12 protein-coding genes are annotated in these 15,161 nt (G+C 66.1%); 4 read left to right on the forward strand and 8 right to left on the reverse strand.

Annotated features, from left to right (window positions below):
- Both OEX18_10845 and pepT read right to left on the reverse strand, forming a co-directional pair.
- A partial coding sequence (locus tag OEX18_10845) for a DUF2277 domain-containing protein (GenBank protein ID MDH4337756.1) occupies positions 1-249 on the reverse strand: 249 nt, incomplete at its 3' end.
- A gap of 14 nt (positions 250-263) precedes the next feature.
- On the reverse strand, positions 264-1,532 hold the full coding sequence (pepT, locus tag OEX18_10850) for a peptidase T (GenBank protein ID MDH4337757.1): 1,269 nt from the start codon (positions 1,530-1,532) through the stop codon (positions 264-266).
- Positions 1,533-1,673: 141 nt separating this feature from the next.
- Here pepT and OEX18_10855 point away from each other — a divergent pair, with 141 nt between their 5' ends.
- Complete coding sequence (locus tag OEX18_10855) at positions 1,674-2,690, forward strand: DUF1028 domain-containing protein (protein MDH4337758.1); 1,017 nt, start codon at positions 1,674-1,676, stop codon at positions 2,688-2,690.
- Here the strand turns inward: OEX18_10855 and OEX18_10860 are convergent, their stop codons facing one another.
- Positions 2,691-3,248, reverse strand: coding sequence for a hypothetical protein (locus tag OEX18_10860; GenBank protein ID MDH4337759.1), 558 nt, complete (start codon positions 3,246-3,248; stop codon positions 2,691-2,693). It lies immediately after the preceding gene.
- Positions 3,249-3,268: 20 nt separating this feature from the next.
- Positions 3,269-4,723 carry a sodium:proton antiporter gene (locus tag OEX18_10865; protein ID MDH4337760.1) on the reverse strand — a complete coding sequence of 485 codons (1,455 nt, stop codon included), beginning with the start codon at positions 4,721-4,723 and terminating at the stop codon, positions 3,269-3,271.
- 207 nt (positions 4,724-4,930) lie between these two features.
- Between OEX18_10865 and OEX18_10870 the strand changes: the two genes are divergently transcribed.
- Positions 4,931-6,808, forward strand: a complete 1,878-nt coding sequence (locus OEX18_10870; GenBank protein ID MDH4337761.1) for a potassium transporter Kup — start codon at positions 4,931-4,933, stop codon at positions 6,806-6,808.
- A 1-nt stretch (position 6,809) separates the two neighbouring features.
- Here the strand turns inward: OEX18_10870 and OEX18_10875 are convergent, their stop codons facing one another.
- Entirely contained in the window at positions 6,810-8,450 is a 1,641-nt protein-coding gene (locus OEX18_10875; GenBank protein MDH4337762.1) for a hypothetical protein, read from the reverse strand.
- A 257-nt stretch (positions 8,451-8,707) separates the two neighbouring features.
- Between OEX18_10875 and OEX18_10880 the strand changes: the two genes are divergently transcribed.
- Positions 8,708-9,319, forward strand: a complete 612-nt coding sequence (locus OEX18_10880; GenBank protein MDH4337763.1) for a hypothetical protein — start codon at positions 8,708-8,710, stop codon at positions 9,317-9,319.
- An 81-nt stretch (positions 9,320-9,400) separates the two neighbouring features.
- Here OEX18_10880 and OEX18_10885 read toward each other — a convergent pair whose 3' ends face one another.
- On the reverse strand, positions 9,401-10,039 hold the full coding sequence (locus OEX18_10885) for a hydroxyacylglutathione hydrolase (GenBank protein ID MDH4337764.1): 639 nt from the start codon (positions 10,037-10,039) through the stop codon (positions 9,401-9,403).
- A 73-nt stretch (positions 10,040-10,112) separates the two neighbouring features.
- Here OEX18_10885 and OEX18_10890 point away from each other — a divergent pair, with 73 nt between their 5' ends.
- Positions 10,113-10,646: a hypothetical protein gene (locus tag OEX18_10890; GenBank protein ID MDH4337765.1), complete on the forward strand. Its 534-nt coding sequence runs from the start codon at positions 10,113-10,115 to the stop codon at positions 10,644-10,646.
- 4 nt (positions 10,647-10,650) lie between these two features.
- Here the strand turns inward: OEX18_10890 and OEX18_10895 are convergent, their stop codons facing one another.
- Complete coding sequence (locus OEX18_10895; GenBank protein MDH4337766.1) at positions 10,651-13,044, reverse strand: T9SS type A sorting domain-containing protein; 2,394 nt, start codon at positions 13,042-13,044, stop codon at positions 10,651-10,653.
- 109 nt (positions 13,045-13,153) lie between these two features.
- Positions 13,154-15,148 carry a dipeptidyl peptidase 3 gene (locus tag OEX18_10900; protein MDH4337767.1) on the reverse strand — a complete coding sequence of 665 codons (1,995 nt, stop codon included), beginning with the start codon at positions 15,146-15,148 and terminating at the stop codon, positions 13,154-13,156.
- Positions 15,149-15,161 lie beyond the last annotated feature (13 nt).

Raw genomic sequence — 15,161 nt, forward strand, 5'->3', positions numbered from 1 at the left:
CGAGCGGGCCTTTGCCTTGGCGGCTTCTTCTTCGCGATTCTTCGGCGGTGCCGTGGTGACCATGCTGTGGATGAGGGTGCGCGCGATGGCGGCGATGTCGCGCACCGCGGCGTTGAATGCGATTTCGTTGGCTTTGGACGGCTTGGTGGTGCCGCTGATCTTGCGCACGAACTGCAGCGAGGCGTTGTAGACCTCGTCGTCGCTGGCGGGCGGCTCAAAGTTGAACAGCGGTCGGATGTTTCTGCACATGGCGGCCGTTCCTCCTACTGCTTGGTGGCCGATCGCTCGGCCCAGATTTCCGCGAGGCGCACGATGGTCTCCGCGGCCTTGTCCATCACCTGCACCGGCACCCACTCCAGCTTCGAGTGGATGGCCTCGCCGCCCGCAAACAGGTTGGGGCAGGGCAGTCCCATGTACGACAGCCGCGCGCCGTCGGTGCCGCCTCTTATAATGGTGTGGTTGGGCTTGATGCCGGCGCGCACGATGGCGTCCTCGGCGTACTTCACCAGCCGCGGCTCCTTTTCGATCTGGTAGAGCATGTTGCGGTACGACTCCTTCACCTCCACCGCCACCTTGGCCTTCGGATGCATCTTCTGCACCTCGTTGGCCACCTTCTTCAAGAGCGCCTCCTGCTTCTCGATGCCGGTCATCTCGAAATCGCGCAGCAGCATGCGCAGCTGCACCTTCTCCACCTGGCCGTCCACCATGTAGGGGTGGATGTAGCCCTCGCGCTTCTCGGTCATCTCCGGGCTCAGCTCGCGGGGGAGCTTGTCGAGGAAGTCGCCCAGCACGCGAATGGCGTTGACCAGCTTGTTCTTGGCGTAGCCGGGGTGCACGCCCACGCCGTCGATGGTAACGGTGGCGCCGAAGGCGTTGAAGGTCTCGTACTCGATCTCGCCCAGCGGGCCGCCGTCCATGGTGTAGGCGAAGTCCGCGCCGAAGCGCTTCACGTCGAAGTGATCGGCGCCCTTGCCGATCTCCTCGTCGGGCGTGAAGCCCACCTTGATGATGCCGCGAGGGATGTCGGGGTTGCGCAGGAAGAGCTCCACCGCGGTCATGATTTCCGCCACGCCGGCCTTGTCGTCCGCGCCCAGGAGCGTGGTGCCGTCGGAGGTGACGATGTCCATGCCGATGTACATTTTCTCCAGGTTGGGATACTCGCTGGCGTGGATGACCTGGGTGGTGTCGCCGGGCAGCACGATGTCGCCGCCCTGGTAGTTCTTGTGGATCACCGGCTTCACGTTGGTGCCGGTGATGGCGGGGGAGGTGTCCACGTGCGCGATGAACCCGATGACGGGCACCTTCATGGCGTGCTCGGGCGGCAGGTTGGACGGCACGGTGGCGAACACGTAGCCGTGTTCGTCGATGGTGGCGTCCTTGAGTCCCAGGCCCAGCAGCTCCTCGTGCAGCAGGCGCAGCAGGTCCCACTGCTTGTCGGTGCTGGGGAAGGTCTTGGAGTCCTCGTCGGAGCGGGTGTCGATTTTGACGTAACGGAGGAACCTGTCCAGAAGGCTTTCTTTTGGGGCATTCATGATTGGCTTCCCGTGGTATTTGGCGGGCTGTCGCGCCCGCGGCCCATGTGTTAGCGTACGGCCGGAGAGCCCACAGAATAGGCCCTTTCGCGGCCGCCGTCAATGCGGCCGCGGCCCGCACGCACGCCACGGAGGAAAGCCATGCAGCGCCGTCTACTTGTTCTTCTCGTCCCGGTCCTCATGCTGTTGTCGCCCGTCCCGGGCGGGTCCGCCACCGTCGAGCGGCCCATGCATACGTATTCGATTGTCGCGCGCGACTCGGTGACCGGCGCGTTCGGCGTGGCGGTGCAGTCGCACTGGTTCTCGGTGGGCGCGCGGGTGGCGTGGGCCGAGGCCGGTGTGGGTGCGGTGGCCACGCAGTCTTTCACGGAGGTGTCCTACGGCCCGCTGGGTCTGGACCTGATGCGCGCCGGAAAGACCGCCCCGCAGGCGCTCGCCGCACTGCTCGCCGCCGACCCGCAGCGCGAGGTGAGACAGGTGGCCATGGTGGACGCGCAGGGTAATGTTGCCGCGCACACGGGAAAGAACTGTATCGCCGCATTCGGCGATCACCCGGGCGCGCAGTACTCGGTGCAGGCGAACCTCATGTTGAAGGACACGGTGTGGGACGCGATGGCAACGGCCTATGAAACCACGAAGGGCGACCTGGCCGAGCGCCTGCTCGCCGCGCTGGAGGCCGCGCAGCGCGAGGGCGGAGACATCCGTGGCCGGCAGTCGGCCGCCATCGTCATCGTGCCGGGGGAAACGGCGGGGCGGCCGTGGGCGGAGCGCACCATGGACCTGCGCGTGGAGGACAGCACCGAGCCGCTGGTGGAACTGCGCCGCCTCATCGGGGTGCACCGCGCCTACGAGCGCATGAACGCGGGCGACGACCTGATGGCGGTGGGCGACATGCCGGGCGCCATGAAGGCCTACGGCGACGCCGCGCGCCTGCTGCCCGACAACCCGGAGATCCGCTACTGGGCGGCGATCACCATGATCACGTCGGGTCAGGAGAAGGAGGGGATCGCGTATCTCAAGGACGTCTTTGCCGCGGACCCGAACTGGGTGGAGGTGACGCGGCGCCTGGTGCCGGCCGGCCTGCTCCCCGACGACCCGGCCTTGATGCAGCGCATCCTGGCGGTTGCGCCCAAGGAGTTCCTCTACGACGCGCGCTGATCAGGTGCGGTGCAGGTCGATCTCGTCGGGGTGCACGAACTCGAGGTCGTCGAGCCGCATGCGCGTCTCGATGACGCCGCCCACGTCGCCCTCCACCACGCCCTTGCCGCGGAAGGTGTACTCGTGCGCGGGTGAATACGCCTCGGTCCCCTTCGCGTTGGGGTGTACGACCTCCTCCGGCTCGAAGTCCAGCACCGCCACCCCGTCCGGTAGCGCGGCGAAGACCTTCTTGATCTCGTCGGCCACCTTGCGGCTGGGCGTGTCGAACTCGAAGTGCAGGTAGGCCCGCTCCAGCTTGGATTCCTCGACGACCTCGAACTTGTAGCGCGGCGCCGCCCCCTCGATGGCCTTGCGCAGTTTGGCGACGTTCTTGTCCGTGCAGATGATGTGCTGCACCTCGCCGTGGTGCTTGATGCGTTCGCGCAGCGCCTTCAGGCGCAATCCGGCCTCGTGGGCAAAGTAGATTTCGGTGAGCCCGGCACCGGCCGCGAAACCGGTGACGTAGGGAACCAGGTCGCGGTCGTCGCCGCGAACGATGATTTCGGTGAAGCCAGCCATAGTGCCTCCGTGCAACCCGCCTACCGGAAGAACAGGAACGTCATGATGACGAACAGCGGCATGAGGATCGGGATCGAGTACTTGAACATGTAGCCGAAGAAGCTCGGCATCTCCACGCCGGCCTCCTCCGCAATCGATTTAACCATGAAATTGGGCGCGTTGCCGATGTACGTGTTGGCGCCCATGAACACCGCCCCGCACGAGATGGCGTGCAGGTAGTGTCCGTGCAGTTCGATCAAGCGTGCCACCGCCTCCGGCTCCGGCGTGTTGGGGAAGAACGCCCCCAGCGCGGTATTGAAGAAGGTGAGGTAGGTGGGGGCGTTGTCGAGGAAGCTCGACAGGCCGCCGGTGAGCCAGAAGTAGTTCTCGGGCTTGTGCGCCAGCGCAATGAGCCCGGCCAGTGCGCCGTGCTCTCCCGCCTTGAGGATGGCGAGTGCGGGGATGATGGTCATGAAGATGCCCGCGAACAGGATGGCGACTTCCTTGATGGGGAACCAGGTGAACTGGTTGCTCTTGTGGATCGCGTCGGACGTGGTCTTGAAGGAGACCAGGCCGATCACGACGAGCAGTGCGTCGCGCACGATGCCCGCAATCTGCAGGTGCACGCCCGCCACCGAGACGTAGCCTGGCTTCCACATACCGCTCATGAGCACCGCGCCCACGATGGCGGCGAGAAACAGAAAGTTCTGCCAGCCGCGCACGCCCAGCTTTCCCACTTGCTCCACGGGCTGTTCGCGCGTCTCGCGCGCGTACAGGCGCCGGTCGATGAAATAGAACAGGGTCAGCAGCGGTACGGCCAGGAACACCATGTCCGGCAGCAAGTGCAGCGTCCAGAAGAAGGGCACGTGGTGCAGGAACCCCAGGAAGAGGGGCGGGTCGCCGAGCGGGGTGAGCGCCCCGCCGATGTTGCTCACCAGGAAGATGAAGAAGACCACGATGTGTGTCTTGCGCCGGCGCCACATCACCGCCCGCAGCAGGGGACGGATCATCACCATGGAGGCGCCGGTGGTGCCGATCCACGACGCCAGCAGTGTGCCGCAGATCAGGATGATGACGTTCTCGCGCGGGGTGCCGTGCAGCGTGCCCTTCACCAGGATGCCCGAAGACACCGAGTACAGCGCCCACAACAGGATGATGAACGGAATGTAATCCGCCATGTAGATGTGGGCGATCTCGGTGACGGCCTGCCCGCGGTGCGCGATGATGAACGGAACTGCGAACAGCAGTGCCCAGAACAGCGACACGACCGGGAAGTTGCGGTGCCACCAGTGCGGCGCGAACAGCGGAAACAGCGCGATGGAGAGCAGGATGCCGGCGAAGGGGATGGCCCACCAGATCTGCAGCCGTTCGCCCAGGTGCTGGCCCCCCGCCTGCGCGGCGGCCGCGGCGCCGGGGATGAACAACAGAGCCAGTGCGGCGAGGGCGTACAGCCCGCCGGTGCGCCATTGCGCGCGTGTCCTGGGGAGTATGGTCACGGGGGTTGCCCTGCCGGTCATTCTGGTTTCGCGCACGGGGTGGCCGTGAAGAATACGAAAACCCGTGCGAGCACTCGACTACGTCCCCGCAACGTTAGGACAACGGTGCGGCGCGCGCAAGTGGAATCCCGCTCGCGGCGTGCCGATGCGGTGGGCTGCTTATGGCTATCGGCCGCCCGGGCGGTTCTGCTATAGTAGGCACCTTCCATGTCTCACGCCGCACCCGAGAAGAATTCCCGCGCGCTCACGATGGTCGTCGCCGCGCTGGGCGTCGTCTATGGCGACATCGGCACCAGCCCGCTGTACGCCATCCGCGAGTGTTTTCATGGTCCGCACGCGGTGGCGGTGACCCCGGAGCACATCCTCGGCGTGCTCTCGCTGGTCTTCTGGTCGCTGGTCATCGTCATCTCCATCAAGTACCTCATGGTGGTGATGCGCGCCGACAACCAGGGCGAGGGCGGCATCATCGCGCTGATGGCGCTGGTCGCCAACCTCTCCGGCAAGCCCAACCGGCGGCAGTGGCTCATCGTGACGCTGGGGCTGTTCGGTGCGGCGTTGCTCTATGGAGACGGCATGATCACACCCGCCATCTCGGTTCTCAGCGCCATCGAGGGGCTGGAGGTGGTGACCCCGGTGATGCAACCCTACGTGGTGCCCATCACCGCCCTGATCCTGCTGGGGCTGTTCCGCCTGCAGCGGCGGGGCACCGGCCAAATCGGGAAGCTGTTCGGCCCGGTGACCTTTGTGTGGATGCTCGCGCTCGCGGTGTGGGGTGTCATATCCATCGTGCAGTCGCCGGTGGTCTTCAAGGCGGTCAACCCCATGTACGGTGTGCGCTTTCTCGCCGAGCACGGAATCCACTCGGTGATGACGCTGGGCGTGGTGTTCCTGGTGGTGACCGGCGGCGAGGCCCTGTACGCGGACATGGGCCACTTCGGCCTGGCGCCCATCCGGCGGGCGTGGTTCTCCATCGTGTTGCCCGCGCTGGCGCTCAACTACTTCGGTCAGGGCGCGTTCCTCATGCGCTCGCCCGAGTACGCCGTGAACCCCTTCTACCACATGTTTCCGGAGTGGGCGCTCATCCCCATGCTGATCCTGGCCACCGCCGCCACCATCATTGCGTCGCAGGCGGTCATTGCGGGGGCCTTTTCGCTGACCTGGCAGGCCGCGCAGCTGGGTTTCATTCCGCGCATGCACGTGCAGCACACCTCCGACGAGGAAATCGGCCAGGTGTACATTCCTTTCGTGAACACCGGCCTGCTCATCGCCACCATCGCACTGGTGTTCGGCTTCAAGACCTCCAGCAACCTCGCCTCGGCGTACGGGCTCGCGGTGAGCACCGACATGGTGATCACCACCATCCTGCTCTTCATCGCCATGCACCAGGTGTGGAAGTGGAATGTGTTCGCGGCGCTTGGGGTGTGCCTGGTTTTCCTGGTGGTGGACATTGCCTTCTTCAGCGCCAACGTCATCAAGATATGGGACGGGGGATGGTTCCCGCTGGCCATCGGGGTGGGCATCCTGATCGTGATGACGACGTGGCGGACCGGTCGCGTGCTGCTGGAGGCGCGTGTGGATGAACGCCGCACGTCCTTTGAGGAGCTCAAGAAGAAGCGCGCCACCGTCACCCGGGTACGCGGCACCGGTGTCTTCCTGGAACGCGACCCCAGCGACGTCCCACCCACGGTGATGCGCATCCAGCGCCACCTGAACGTGATGTTCGACCGCGTGATCATCCTGTCGCTGCAGACCGAACGCGTCCCCCGTGTGCCCATGTCGGAGCGGCTCAGCGTTGAGTCGCTGGATGACAACATGTACCGGGTGGTGGCGCGCTACGGCTTCGACGAGATGCCGAACGTGCCTCGGCTGCTGCGCCGCTGCCGGGAGCAGGGGCTGGAGATCGACCCCAGCGAGGTGACCTACGTGATGAGCCGCGAGACCCTGGTGGCCACGCGCCGCAAGGGCATGGCGATGTGGCGCGAGCGCCTGTTCTCGTTCATGGCGCGCAACTCGAGCCTGGTGTCGGACACCTTCCGCATTCCCGCCAACCACGTGCTGGAGATCGGTGCCGAGATCGAACTCTGAGTCAGCGCCGCGAGGCCTCGTAGCGCGCCCGCAAGATGTGCCGCAGCTCGGGGTGCAGGGTGGAGCGGCGCAGCAACGACTCCACGTCCTTCACCGATAGATCCGAGAGATAGTTCATCGAAATCGCCACCGGCGTCTGCGGGTTGGTCAGCAGCGCCATGCGCGCGTTGAAGGCCGAGAACAGCTCGCGCCGCCGGCCCAGCCCGCGCAGCACCTCCGGGTTGACGCGGTGGTTCTTGGCGGTCGCCAGGGCGCGGTCGCGGGTGGACACGTGCGGGACCACCTCGCGCGCGATCTTGGCGATGGGGTGCGCGATGAGCATGTTCCAGTAGTGCCCGTCGCGCGCGATCTTGCGCAGCACCACCAGCGGGACCCCGTCGAACGACGGATCCTCGCCCGCAACCGACCCCACCCGTTCCTTCTCGCGGCGCACGCGCGCGATGTAATCGGCCAGCACGCCGTCCTGGATGCCGTGTGTGGTCTCCTTGGTGGCGAGGTAGTCGAGCAGGGCGGCGAGCTTGTGGAAGTAGTTGTCCTCCAAGAAGAAGTTGAGCTTCACGAAGATGCGCGCGATGCCGCGCGTGTACAGCACGTCCGAGCGGCTGGTGAGGGTGAGCAGCCGGCGGTAGACCGTGTTGAAGAATATCTTGCGCTGTGCGGTGGTGTAGCGGCTGGAGCCGACCATGCGCTCGAGCAGCGTCAGGATGCTGGCGCAGGGCACGGTTTCCGGCGTGACCACCTTCCACACCGAACTGATGTCGGTGTTGTTGACCGCGTAGCGGCGCACCTCGTAGTCCGGGTGCAGCATGAGGCAGCGCGTGAAGCGTTCGCGGTGCGCGTCGCCCACGTCGTGCACCGCGCGCACCACCGAGGCCGCGCCCTTCTGGCTGGGGGCAAACAGTCCCGCCAGCGTGCCCGCGGCCGCGCGCGAGCGCGTGGAGCCGTGCTCGGCGAGGACGTCGATGAGGCGCACGCGCTTGGGGTGGCCCCAGAAATCGCCCGCCACCAGCATCTCCGGACGCTTCCACAGGCCGATCTCGATGTCCTCGGCGTCGCGCGGGTGGGTGGCCAGGTGGTCGGCAAAGAGGTGGCGCAGGTCGCCGGTGATCATGGTCATGGCGTCTTCCACGTCGAGGTCATCGCCGTGCGCAAGCGCGCCCAGTGCCGTGTCGAGCGCGCCGCGGTCCACGTGCGACGACGTGCGGTTGCGGAAGGAATCCCACGGGCGCGCGTCGACGTGCTCGCTCCAGCGGTGGCGCAGTTCGGTGTAGCTCTCGGCAATGGGATCGCCGGCGCGCTGGCGCAGGCCCACGCGAATGTCGTCCAGCAGGAGGTTGCTGCGCGGAATCTGGTGTTCGTAGGCGAGACGGATGGTGGTCGCGAAGGCCTTGTCCACGCTCTTCCATTGCACGTAGGCGGACTCCACCAGCTTGCATACGTCTTCTACGTTGGCGGTGCTCCCGGGACGTTCGATGTCCTCGGCCGCTACCACGGCGCCGTGGATGGCGTTGACCAGGCGTTCGGCGGCCTGTTCGGTGGCGGCCAGGTCGCAGCCCTCGCCGCGTTGAAGCTCCAGGGAAAGGACCAGTTCCGACGCAAGATCGTCGATCCGCTCGGCGGTGGCTGGCAAGAATCCGGCCATGTGCGATTCGCCTCCTGGGGGCCAACCAGTTGTCGAATCACAAGTTGTATGGATTCGACCGGCTCCCCGAAGGGCGATCGTGCAAACGGCGTGCCCCGGGAGGCGGGTGGGCGGGGTCCGACTCTCAGTAGTAGGCGAACATCCACAGGTTGACGCAGCTAGCCAGGGGGCTATGGTTCAGTCAGAAACCTGCCGCACCACCCCGCTGCCTTGCGGTTGAATCACGCCCCGTGAGAATCCGGAGGGAGGAACTCCAAATGAAGAAACTGGTACTGGTCGCTCTGGCAGCGATCTGTCTTGGCGCCGTGACGGCGAGCGCGCAGTCGTACAAGCTCGAGTTCTCGGGCGGTACTTCGGTATCGTCGTGCGAGCTTGCGAGCAGCGGCGTGGGTGTCTCGTCGGTCCACGTCATTCTGACGGGCAGCGGCGGCGTAACCGCCGTCCTCTTTGGCGCGCAGATTCCGGCGTGCTGGGCGGGCACCACCTGGATCCGCGACAATCCCGCCGTGCAAGTCATCTACCCGTCATCAATGGAGGACCCGGTGGGTGACTTCTGGCTGGCCCTCGGTGATACCCAGAGCCCGCTTGGGCTTTCCATCGCCTTCAAGGAATGCCTGGAACTTCCGCTTTACCTCGGTACGATAGAGTTCATGGGCGGTGGCCCCGCGCCGTGCTGTGAATTCGCGGCGACGCATCCGTCATATTGGGACAACTTTTCCACCCCCGCCCAGGTGGTGGACTGCAACTTCAATGAGCACGATGCCGCCGGCGGTTCGGTGAAAGTGAGCAGCGGTCCCACGTGTCCGTGTCAGAACGCGCTCGCAACCGAGCAGACCACCTGGGGGCGCGTGAAGGCGCTGTACCGCTAGACTGACAGGAGAGAAACGAACGCACGAATGCCCGGTGACCGCCCTGTGGCGGACGCCGGGCATTTTGTTTCCAGCACGCGGCTACTTGATGCCGTGCTTGCGCTTGTAGTCAAGCCAGTTGGCCTTGAGGTCGATGAAGGCGTCGAAGTCCGGCTGGAGCAGGAACGGGTTGGTCTTGCGCTCGTGGCCGATGGTGGAGGTGGGTGCGACCCCGTAGTTGTGGCCGGGCCACACCTCGGTGTCGTCGGGCAGCTTCATGAGCTTCTGCAGGCTCTCCCACTCGCGGCGTGCGCCGGGGCCGAGGTCGGTTCCGCCCACCTTGCCCACGAACAGCGTATCGCCGGTGATCACGTGCCCGCCGCACACCACGCACACGTGGTCGTCGGTGTGGCCGGGCGTGTAGATAAACTCCAGCTTCAGATCGCCGAGCGCGAGCGTGTCGCCCTCGTCCACCTTGACGTCGAGCGGGAGGTGCATGGTGGTGTGGCCCACGGTCTTCCCGCCGAAACGCTTCTTCGCGGGCGCCATGCCCCACGAGTGGTCGCTGTGGCCGTGGGTGATGACGATGTATTCCACGTTGAGCCTGTGGCCGTCGATCAAGCCGGCGTACTTCTCGGGATCGGGCGGGGGATCGATGATGACGGCGCTGCCGCCGTCCTTGTCGGCAATGAGATAGGCGAAGTTGCGGTCCCCGCCAGCGTCAATCTGGTGGAAGATCATGGGGGGATGGTAGCGGGTGGCGCGTGGATCGGCAAGCTCCCTTGTAGTGGCCGCGCAGTGCTATAATTCACCCATGCGACTCGCCCTGACAGTGTTGGTGCTGATGACCGGGCTGGCGATCACCGCGGATGCCCAGGGGCGCGGCCGGATCGCCATCTTCTCGGATGCCGAACTCACCGACTCCTCGCTGGTGGATGCCTTTCCACCGCGGATTGCCGACGTTTACATTGCCCACGTGAACCACAACGGGGTCACCGGGTCCCGGTTCAAGTTGGTCGCCGATCCGGGATTCGCGGGGATCTGGTCTTCGGAAGCGTCGCAGTTCGCGGAGGTCATCGGCACGTCCGCGTCGGGCATCGAGATCTACTACGCGTCTTGTGTCGCGGTGGATGTGATCGTGCTCAGCGTGACGTACCTGTTGCCGGGAACGTCATCGGCGTGCAGCTGCCTTCGCATCGTTCCGTATCCCGGAGATGAGCCGTACATCGTGTGCAACGGCTGCGACTTCATGGAGCTGCCCTGCAGCGGCGGGGGATCCCTCCACGTGAACTGCACGGTTCCCGTCGAAAGCACCACCTGGGGACGCGTGAAGGCGCTCTACCGCTAGCCCTTCATTTCAACAGCACGATCTTCTGCGTTTCCGTGGCGCCGCCCGCCTGCATGCGCACAAAGAACACCCCGCTCGCGGCGCGCGCGCCGTTATCGGCGGTTCCGTCCCACTCGCGGCTGTGCACGTTCGCCGAGGCGGGCACGAACTCGTCCACCAGCAGGCGCACGCGGCGCCCGGCCACGTCGTAGATGCCGATGGTGACGCGGGAATCCTGCGCCACGCGGTAGCGGATCTGCGTGGACGGGTTGAACGGGTTGGGGACCGCGGGTTCCAGCATGGCCGCGCGCGCTGGCGGAGGTGTGGAAGCCACGGCGGTGGGCGTCAGGGCCCAGCTCGCGAAGCGGTGAGCGCCGTTTCCGCCGGCGGTGGCAAATTCGCCGCCCACGAACAGGGCGCCTTCGCCCACAGCCAGGGCGTCGGCGGGCCGGTCGAGGCCGCTGTCCATGGCGGCCCACGCGGAACCATTCCAGGAAACGATGTTTCCGGCCGGTAAGCCGCTCGCGTTGGCAAAGGCGCCCGCCGCAAACAGCACACCGCCCGCCGACGCCAGCGCGCGCACCGGTCCGTCGACGCCGGGGTTCTGCGGATCGCCCAACTTCTGCCACAGGCTGCCGTCCCAGGCGGCGACGTGGTTCATCACGTCGAGTCCCCAGTGCACGAAGTCACCGGCCGCGTACAGCACGCCGCCGTGGAATTCGAGAGCGCGCACGGTGCCGTCGTCGAATCCGAACGCCATGGTGTTCCAACTGGTGCCGTCGAAGTGGGCGACGTTTCCCACCGGCTGGCCGGCGGCGTAGTTGAAGTCGCCGCCCGCGTACACGTCGCTTCCGTTCACGGCGAGCGCACGCACCGAACCGGTGTTGGTGAGTCCGCCGCCGACCGCGTGCCACGCACTTCCATCCCAGCGGCCGATCTTCTGCAGGATCTCGGCCTGGAATGAGAGAAAACCGCCACCGGCATAGAGGTTGGTTCCGTCGCTGGCCAGCGCGTACACGGGACCACCCAATGATGCGCCCACCGGGTACCACGTGCTTCCGTCCCAGCGCGCCAGGTACGCGGCACCACTGCCGCCGGCGTCGGTGAACTCACCGCCCACGTACAGATCGCTTCCCACCATGAGCATCGCGTGCACGGTTCCGTTGACGCCGCCGCCCAGCGCGCTCCAACCGTTGCCGTCCCAGCGCACCACGCGTGCCGCCGGCGTGTCGTACGCTTGCAGGAAGTCGCCGCCCAGATAGACGTCGGAGCCGGACGAGGCCAGCGCGCGCACGCGTTTGTCGGGTGCGTTGGCAACCCAGCGTTCGCCGTCCCACATGGCGAGGTGGTTGAGTGCGGGCATCCCGCCGGCGGCGGTAAACTCGCCGGCCACTATTAGATTGCCCTGGTACTCGGCCAGCGGCCCCGCCGCCGCGTACTGTCCGCTGTAGGTGACGCCGCCGTCCATGTTGTCCCACGCGCTGCCGGTCCATTTGGCCACGCCGTCCACGGGGGTGCCGCCGGGAACCGTGCTGCCGCACACCATGGTGCGATACAGTCTGTCGTTGAAGAACAGGGCGTCGGTGAAAGAGCCGATCGTCGCGCAGTCTGCCTCATCTGCCACGGCATCATACCACTGCCCATTCTGCAGGTAGCGGACGCTCGGGTAGCCGAACGCGCGCCCCCCGCACATGTACAGGTCGCCGTTGCGCTCGAAAAGCTTGCCCGGCCACATGTACGGCAGGTCGGTCTGCATGTTGGTCCACGAGTCGCCGTCCCAGAAGGCGAGGTGGTAAGCGTCGGCGCCGTTCATGCTGTGATAGTTCCCGCCCGCCACCAGGCCGCCGTTGTACCAGAGCAGCGACCAGACGGCAAGATTGCTGGTGCCACCGGCGATGCCGATCTGGGTGACGGTGGTGCCGTCCCACTTCGACACGAAGGAGGGGTAATCGCCGGCGATGTAGACGTTGCTGCCATCGGTTGCGAGGGAGAAGAGCCACTGGCTCTGCTCGAGCAGGGGATCGTGAATGCCGGTCCACGTGTTGCCGTCCCAGATCGCCATCTCGCCCGGGGAGCCGTTGACGGTGACAAACCTGCCCACAACGACAATGGAGTCCGGGGTGCCGGCCAGCGTGAAGATGGTTGGTTGCAGGGAACCCAGTCCGAAGACGGGTCCGCCCACGTTGGTCCAGGCATTCCCATCCCAGCGCGCGATGCACTGCGCGTTCACCCCTCCGATGGTGTTGAATTCCCCGACGGAGTAGAGATCCCCGCCAATGACCACGAGGTCATGGATGGTGCCGTCGGTGGGGTCGCCGGGGAAACCGCGCAGGCCGAACTGGTCGTCCCACGGGAAGGCATTGATAGATGCCGGGGCAAGAATGACCGCGAGAATGAGAGCGAGTAGAAACCGTGCCATGCGTGAAACCTCCGTTGCGGCGCGAGGCGGTCATGGTCGGCTGGTCGGCTAGAATTCAAGTATAAGTCCCGGGTTGGCCCCGGGTCAAGCGCTCGTTTTGGCGGGTCCTTCAGTCGTCGGCGATGTCCTGGGAGTGCTCCAGGCGCCGGAAGCGCAGCTGCTGGGCGGTGAGGTCCTCGTCGTACGCAAGGTTCACATCGGCGATCTTGCCGTTTCGGATGACGGGCCTGAGGTGTGGGAACGCAAACACCTTGAGCTGGGGGAGCTTGAGCTTCTCGCGGCGCGTGGCGATGTTGGCCTTCCACGCCGGGTCCACCTGGGTGCCGAACTGGTCGAAGAGCGCGTGCGCCGCGTCGGTGTCACCGGTGGATTTGATGATCTGCAGGCGCTTGAGCAGCTCGCCCGCGCCGCGGTGGGCGGCGTCGGTGTCGTTGACGCGCACGAAGTAGTCGCCCTTCACCTGGATCACTTCCACGCCGTAGTTGTGGCCGTCGTAGCCGCCGCGCAGGAGCCAGTTGAGAATGGCGTGGTGGCCGCGGTCGTGCGCCTCGCGCACCGTGGTGCCCTCGATGCGGTCCATGCGCGAGAGCCAGCCCTGCAGGTAGGTCACGAACGCCGTCTCCACCACCAGGTTACGCAGCGAGGGCACGTACGCGCCCATGTCGGAGAGGATGGGATCGCCGATGTGGTACAGCGCCACCAGGTCCGCGCGCGCCTCTTCCAGCGACGAGTACGCGCGCCCCAGCTTGCTGCGCGGGTCCACGCTGCCCAGCGCGGGGTCCGGGCATCCCGAGCCGTGGCCGACGATCTCGTGCAGGTACACCTTGAGCGGGCGTACGATGGAGTGGGAGAGCGACAGCACCGCGTCGTGGTACTCGGGCAGGTAGAACTCGTTCACCACCAGTTTCTCGATGCCCTCGGTGCGCGTGTTCTCCACATTATAGATGATGATGTTCTTGCTGCCGTGGTCGCGGCGCAGGTCGTTGTAGTTGGGGAGATTGAACGCCGCCGGCGACACCGGCCCCGCATCGCCGGTTTCCACCAGAACGTTGACGATCTTGGCCACCGGTCGCGAGATTTCGGTGCGCTTGTAGATATCCGGCCACGGCATGCGCGCCTCGAAGTACGGCGCCTCGTCGGCGATCTTCTCGGTGAGCCCCGCGCCGGCGCGGAAGCTTGCGTTGCCCTCGAAGTTGGCAATCACGCCGCGCGGGTCGAGGTAGCTCTCGATGAAACCGTTCAGGTAGTCCACGCGCGCGTCGCTCTTGAGCCAGTGCACCATGTGCTCGCGGAAGTGCTTCTCGTCGCCGGTCTCGTAGAAGGTGAGCAGGGACTGCAGCGCCGCGCGCTGCTCGCTGCTCTCCGCGTGCGGCAGCGCCAGGCGCACGAAGTGCGAGATGGTCTCCAGTTCGCGCCCGTACAACCCGCCGATCCTGTACACCTCCGGCACCACGCGCCCGTCGCGCTTTGCGAAGCGCACGTTGATGCGCTCGCGGAACTCGGGCGGCTGCGCCTCGATGTCGGCCAGGGTCACGCCGGGGTCGTAGTAGTTGACGGCACTGGTGGCCACGATGTCCACACCCGCGGACTGGTTGGTTTGCACCGGCTCGTGGGCGGTGTCGAAGATGGCGTCGTGCAGGCCCGCGAGCAGCGCGTCCACCGGTGTGCCCTCGAGCGGCAGGCGCGCGCCGTTCTTTACCGCGTGGTGCGCCGCGCGTTTGAGCATGTCCGGCGTGAGCGTGGGGGGCGCAAACTTGGCGTGGGTCTGGTGGTGGTACTGCCCGTGGTGGATCCACACCAGTTTGAGGTACTCGTGCACCGCGTCGCGCACGGCGGGGTCGAGCCCGTCGGAATGCAGAAAGATGGCCTCCAGCAGGCGCGCGATGGTGTCGGCGTGGCGGTGCGACTGCTGGAAGGAGATGCCGTTGCCGGCAATGGCGGCGCGGGTCATCAGGAAGGCGAACTGCTTTTCCTCCAGCGAGAGCGCCTCGAACCCCGGCGCCTCCACCCCGATCACCAGGGCGTCGCGGCCGTCGGGGCCGATGCGTTCCAGCTCCCCGATGCGGGGGCGCTCCGTGGCGGGTTGCGTGCGGTCCTTCGTCATGGGGGTGCATTCT

It is taken from the genome of Candidatus Krumholzibacteriia bacterium (genome assembly GCA_029865265.1).
GTDB lineage: Bacteria > Krumholzibacteriota > Krumholzibacteriia > WVZY01 > JAKEHA01 > JAKEHA01.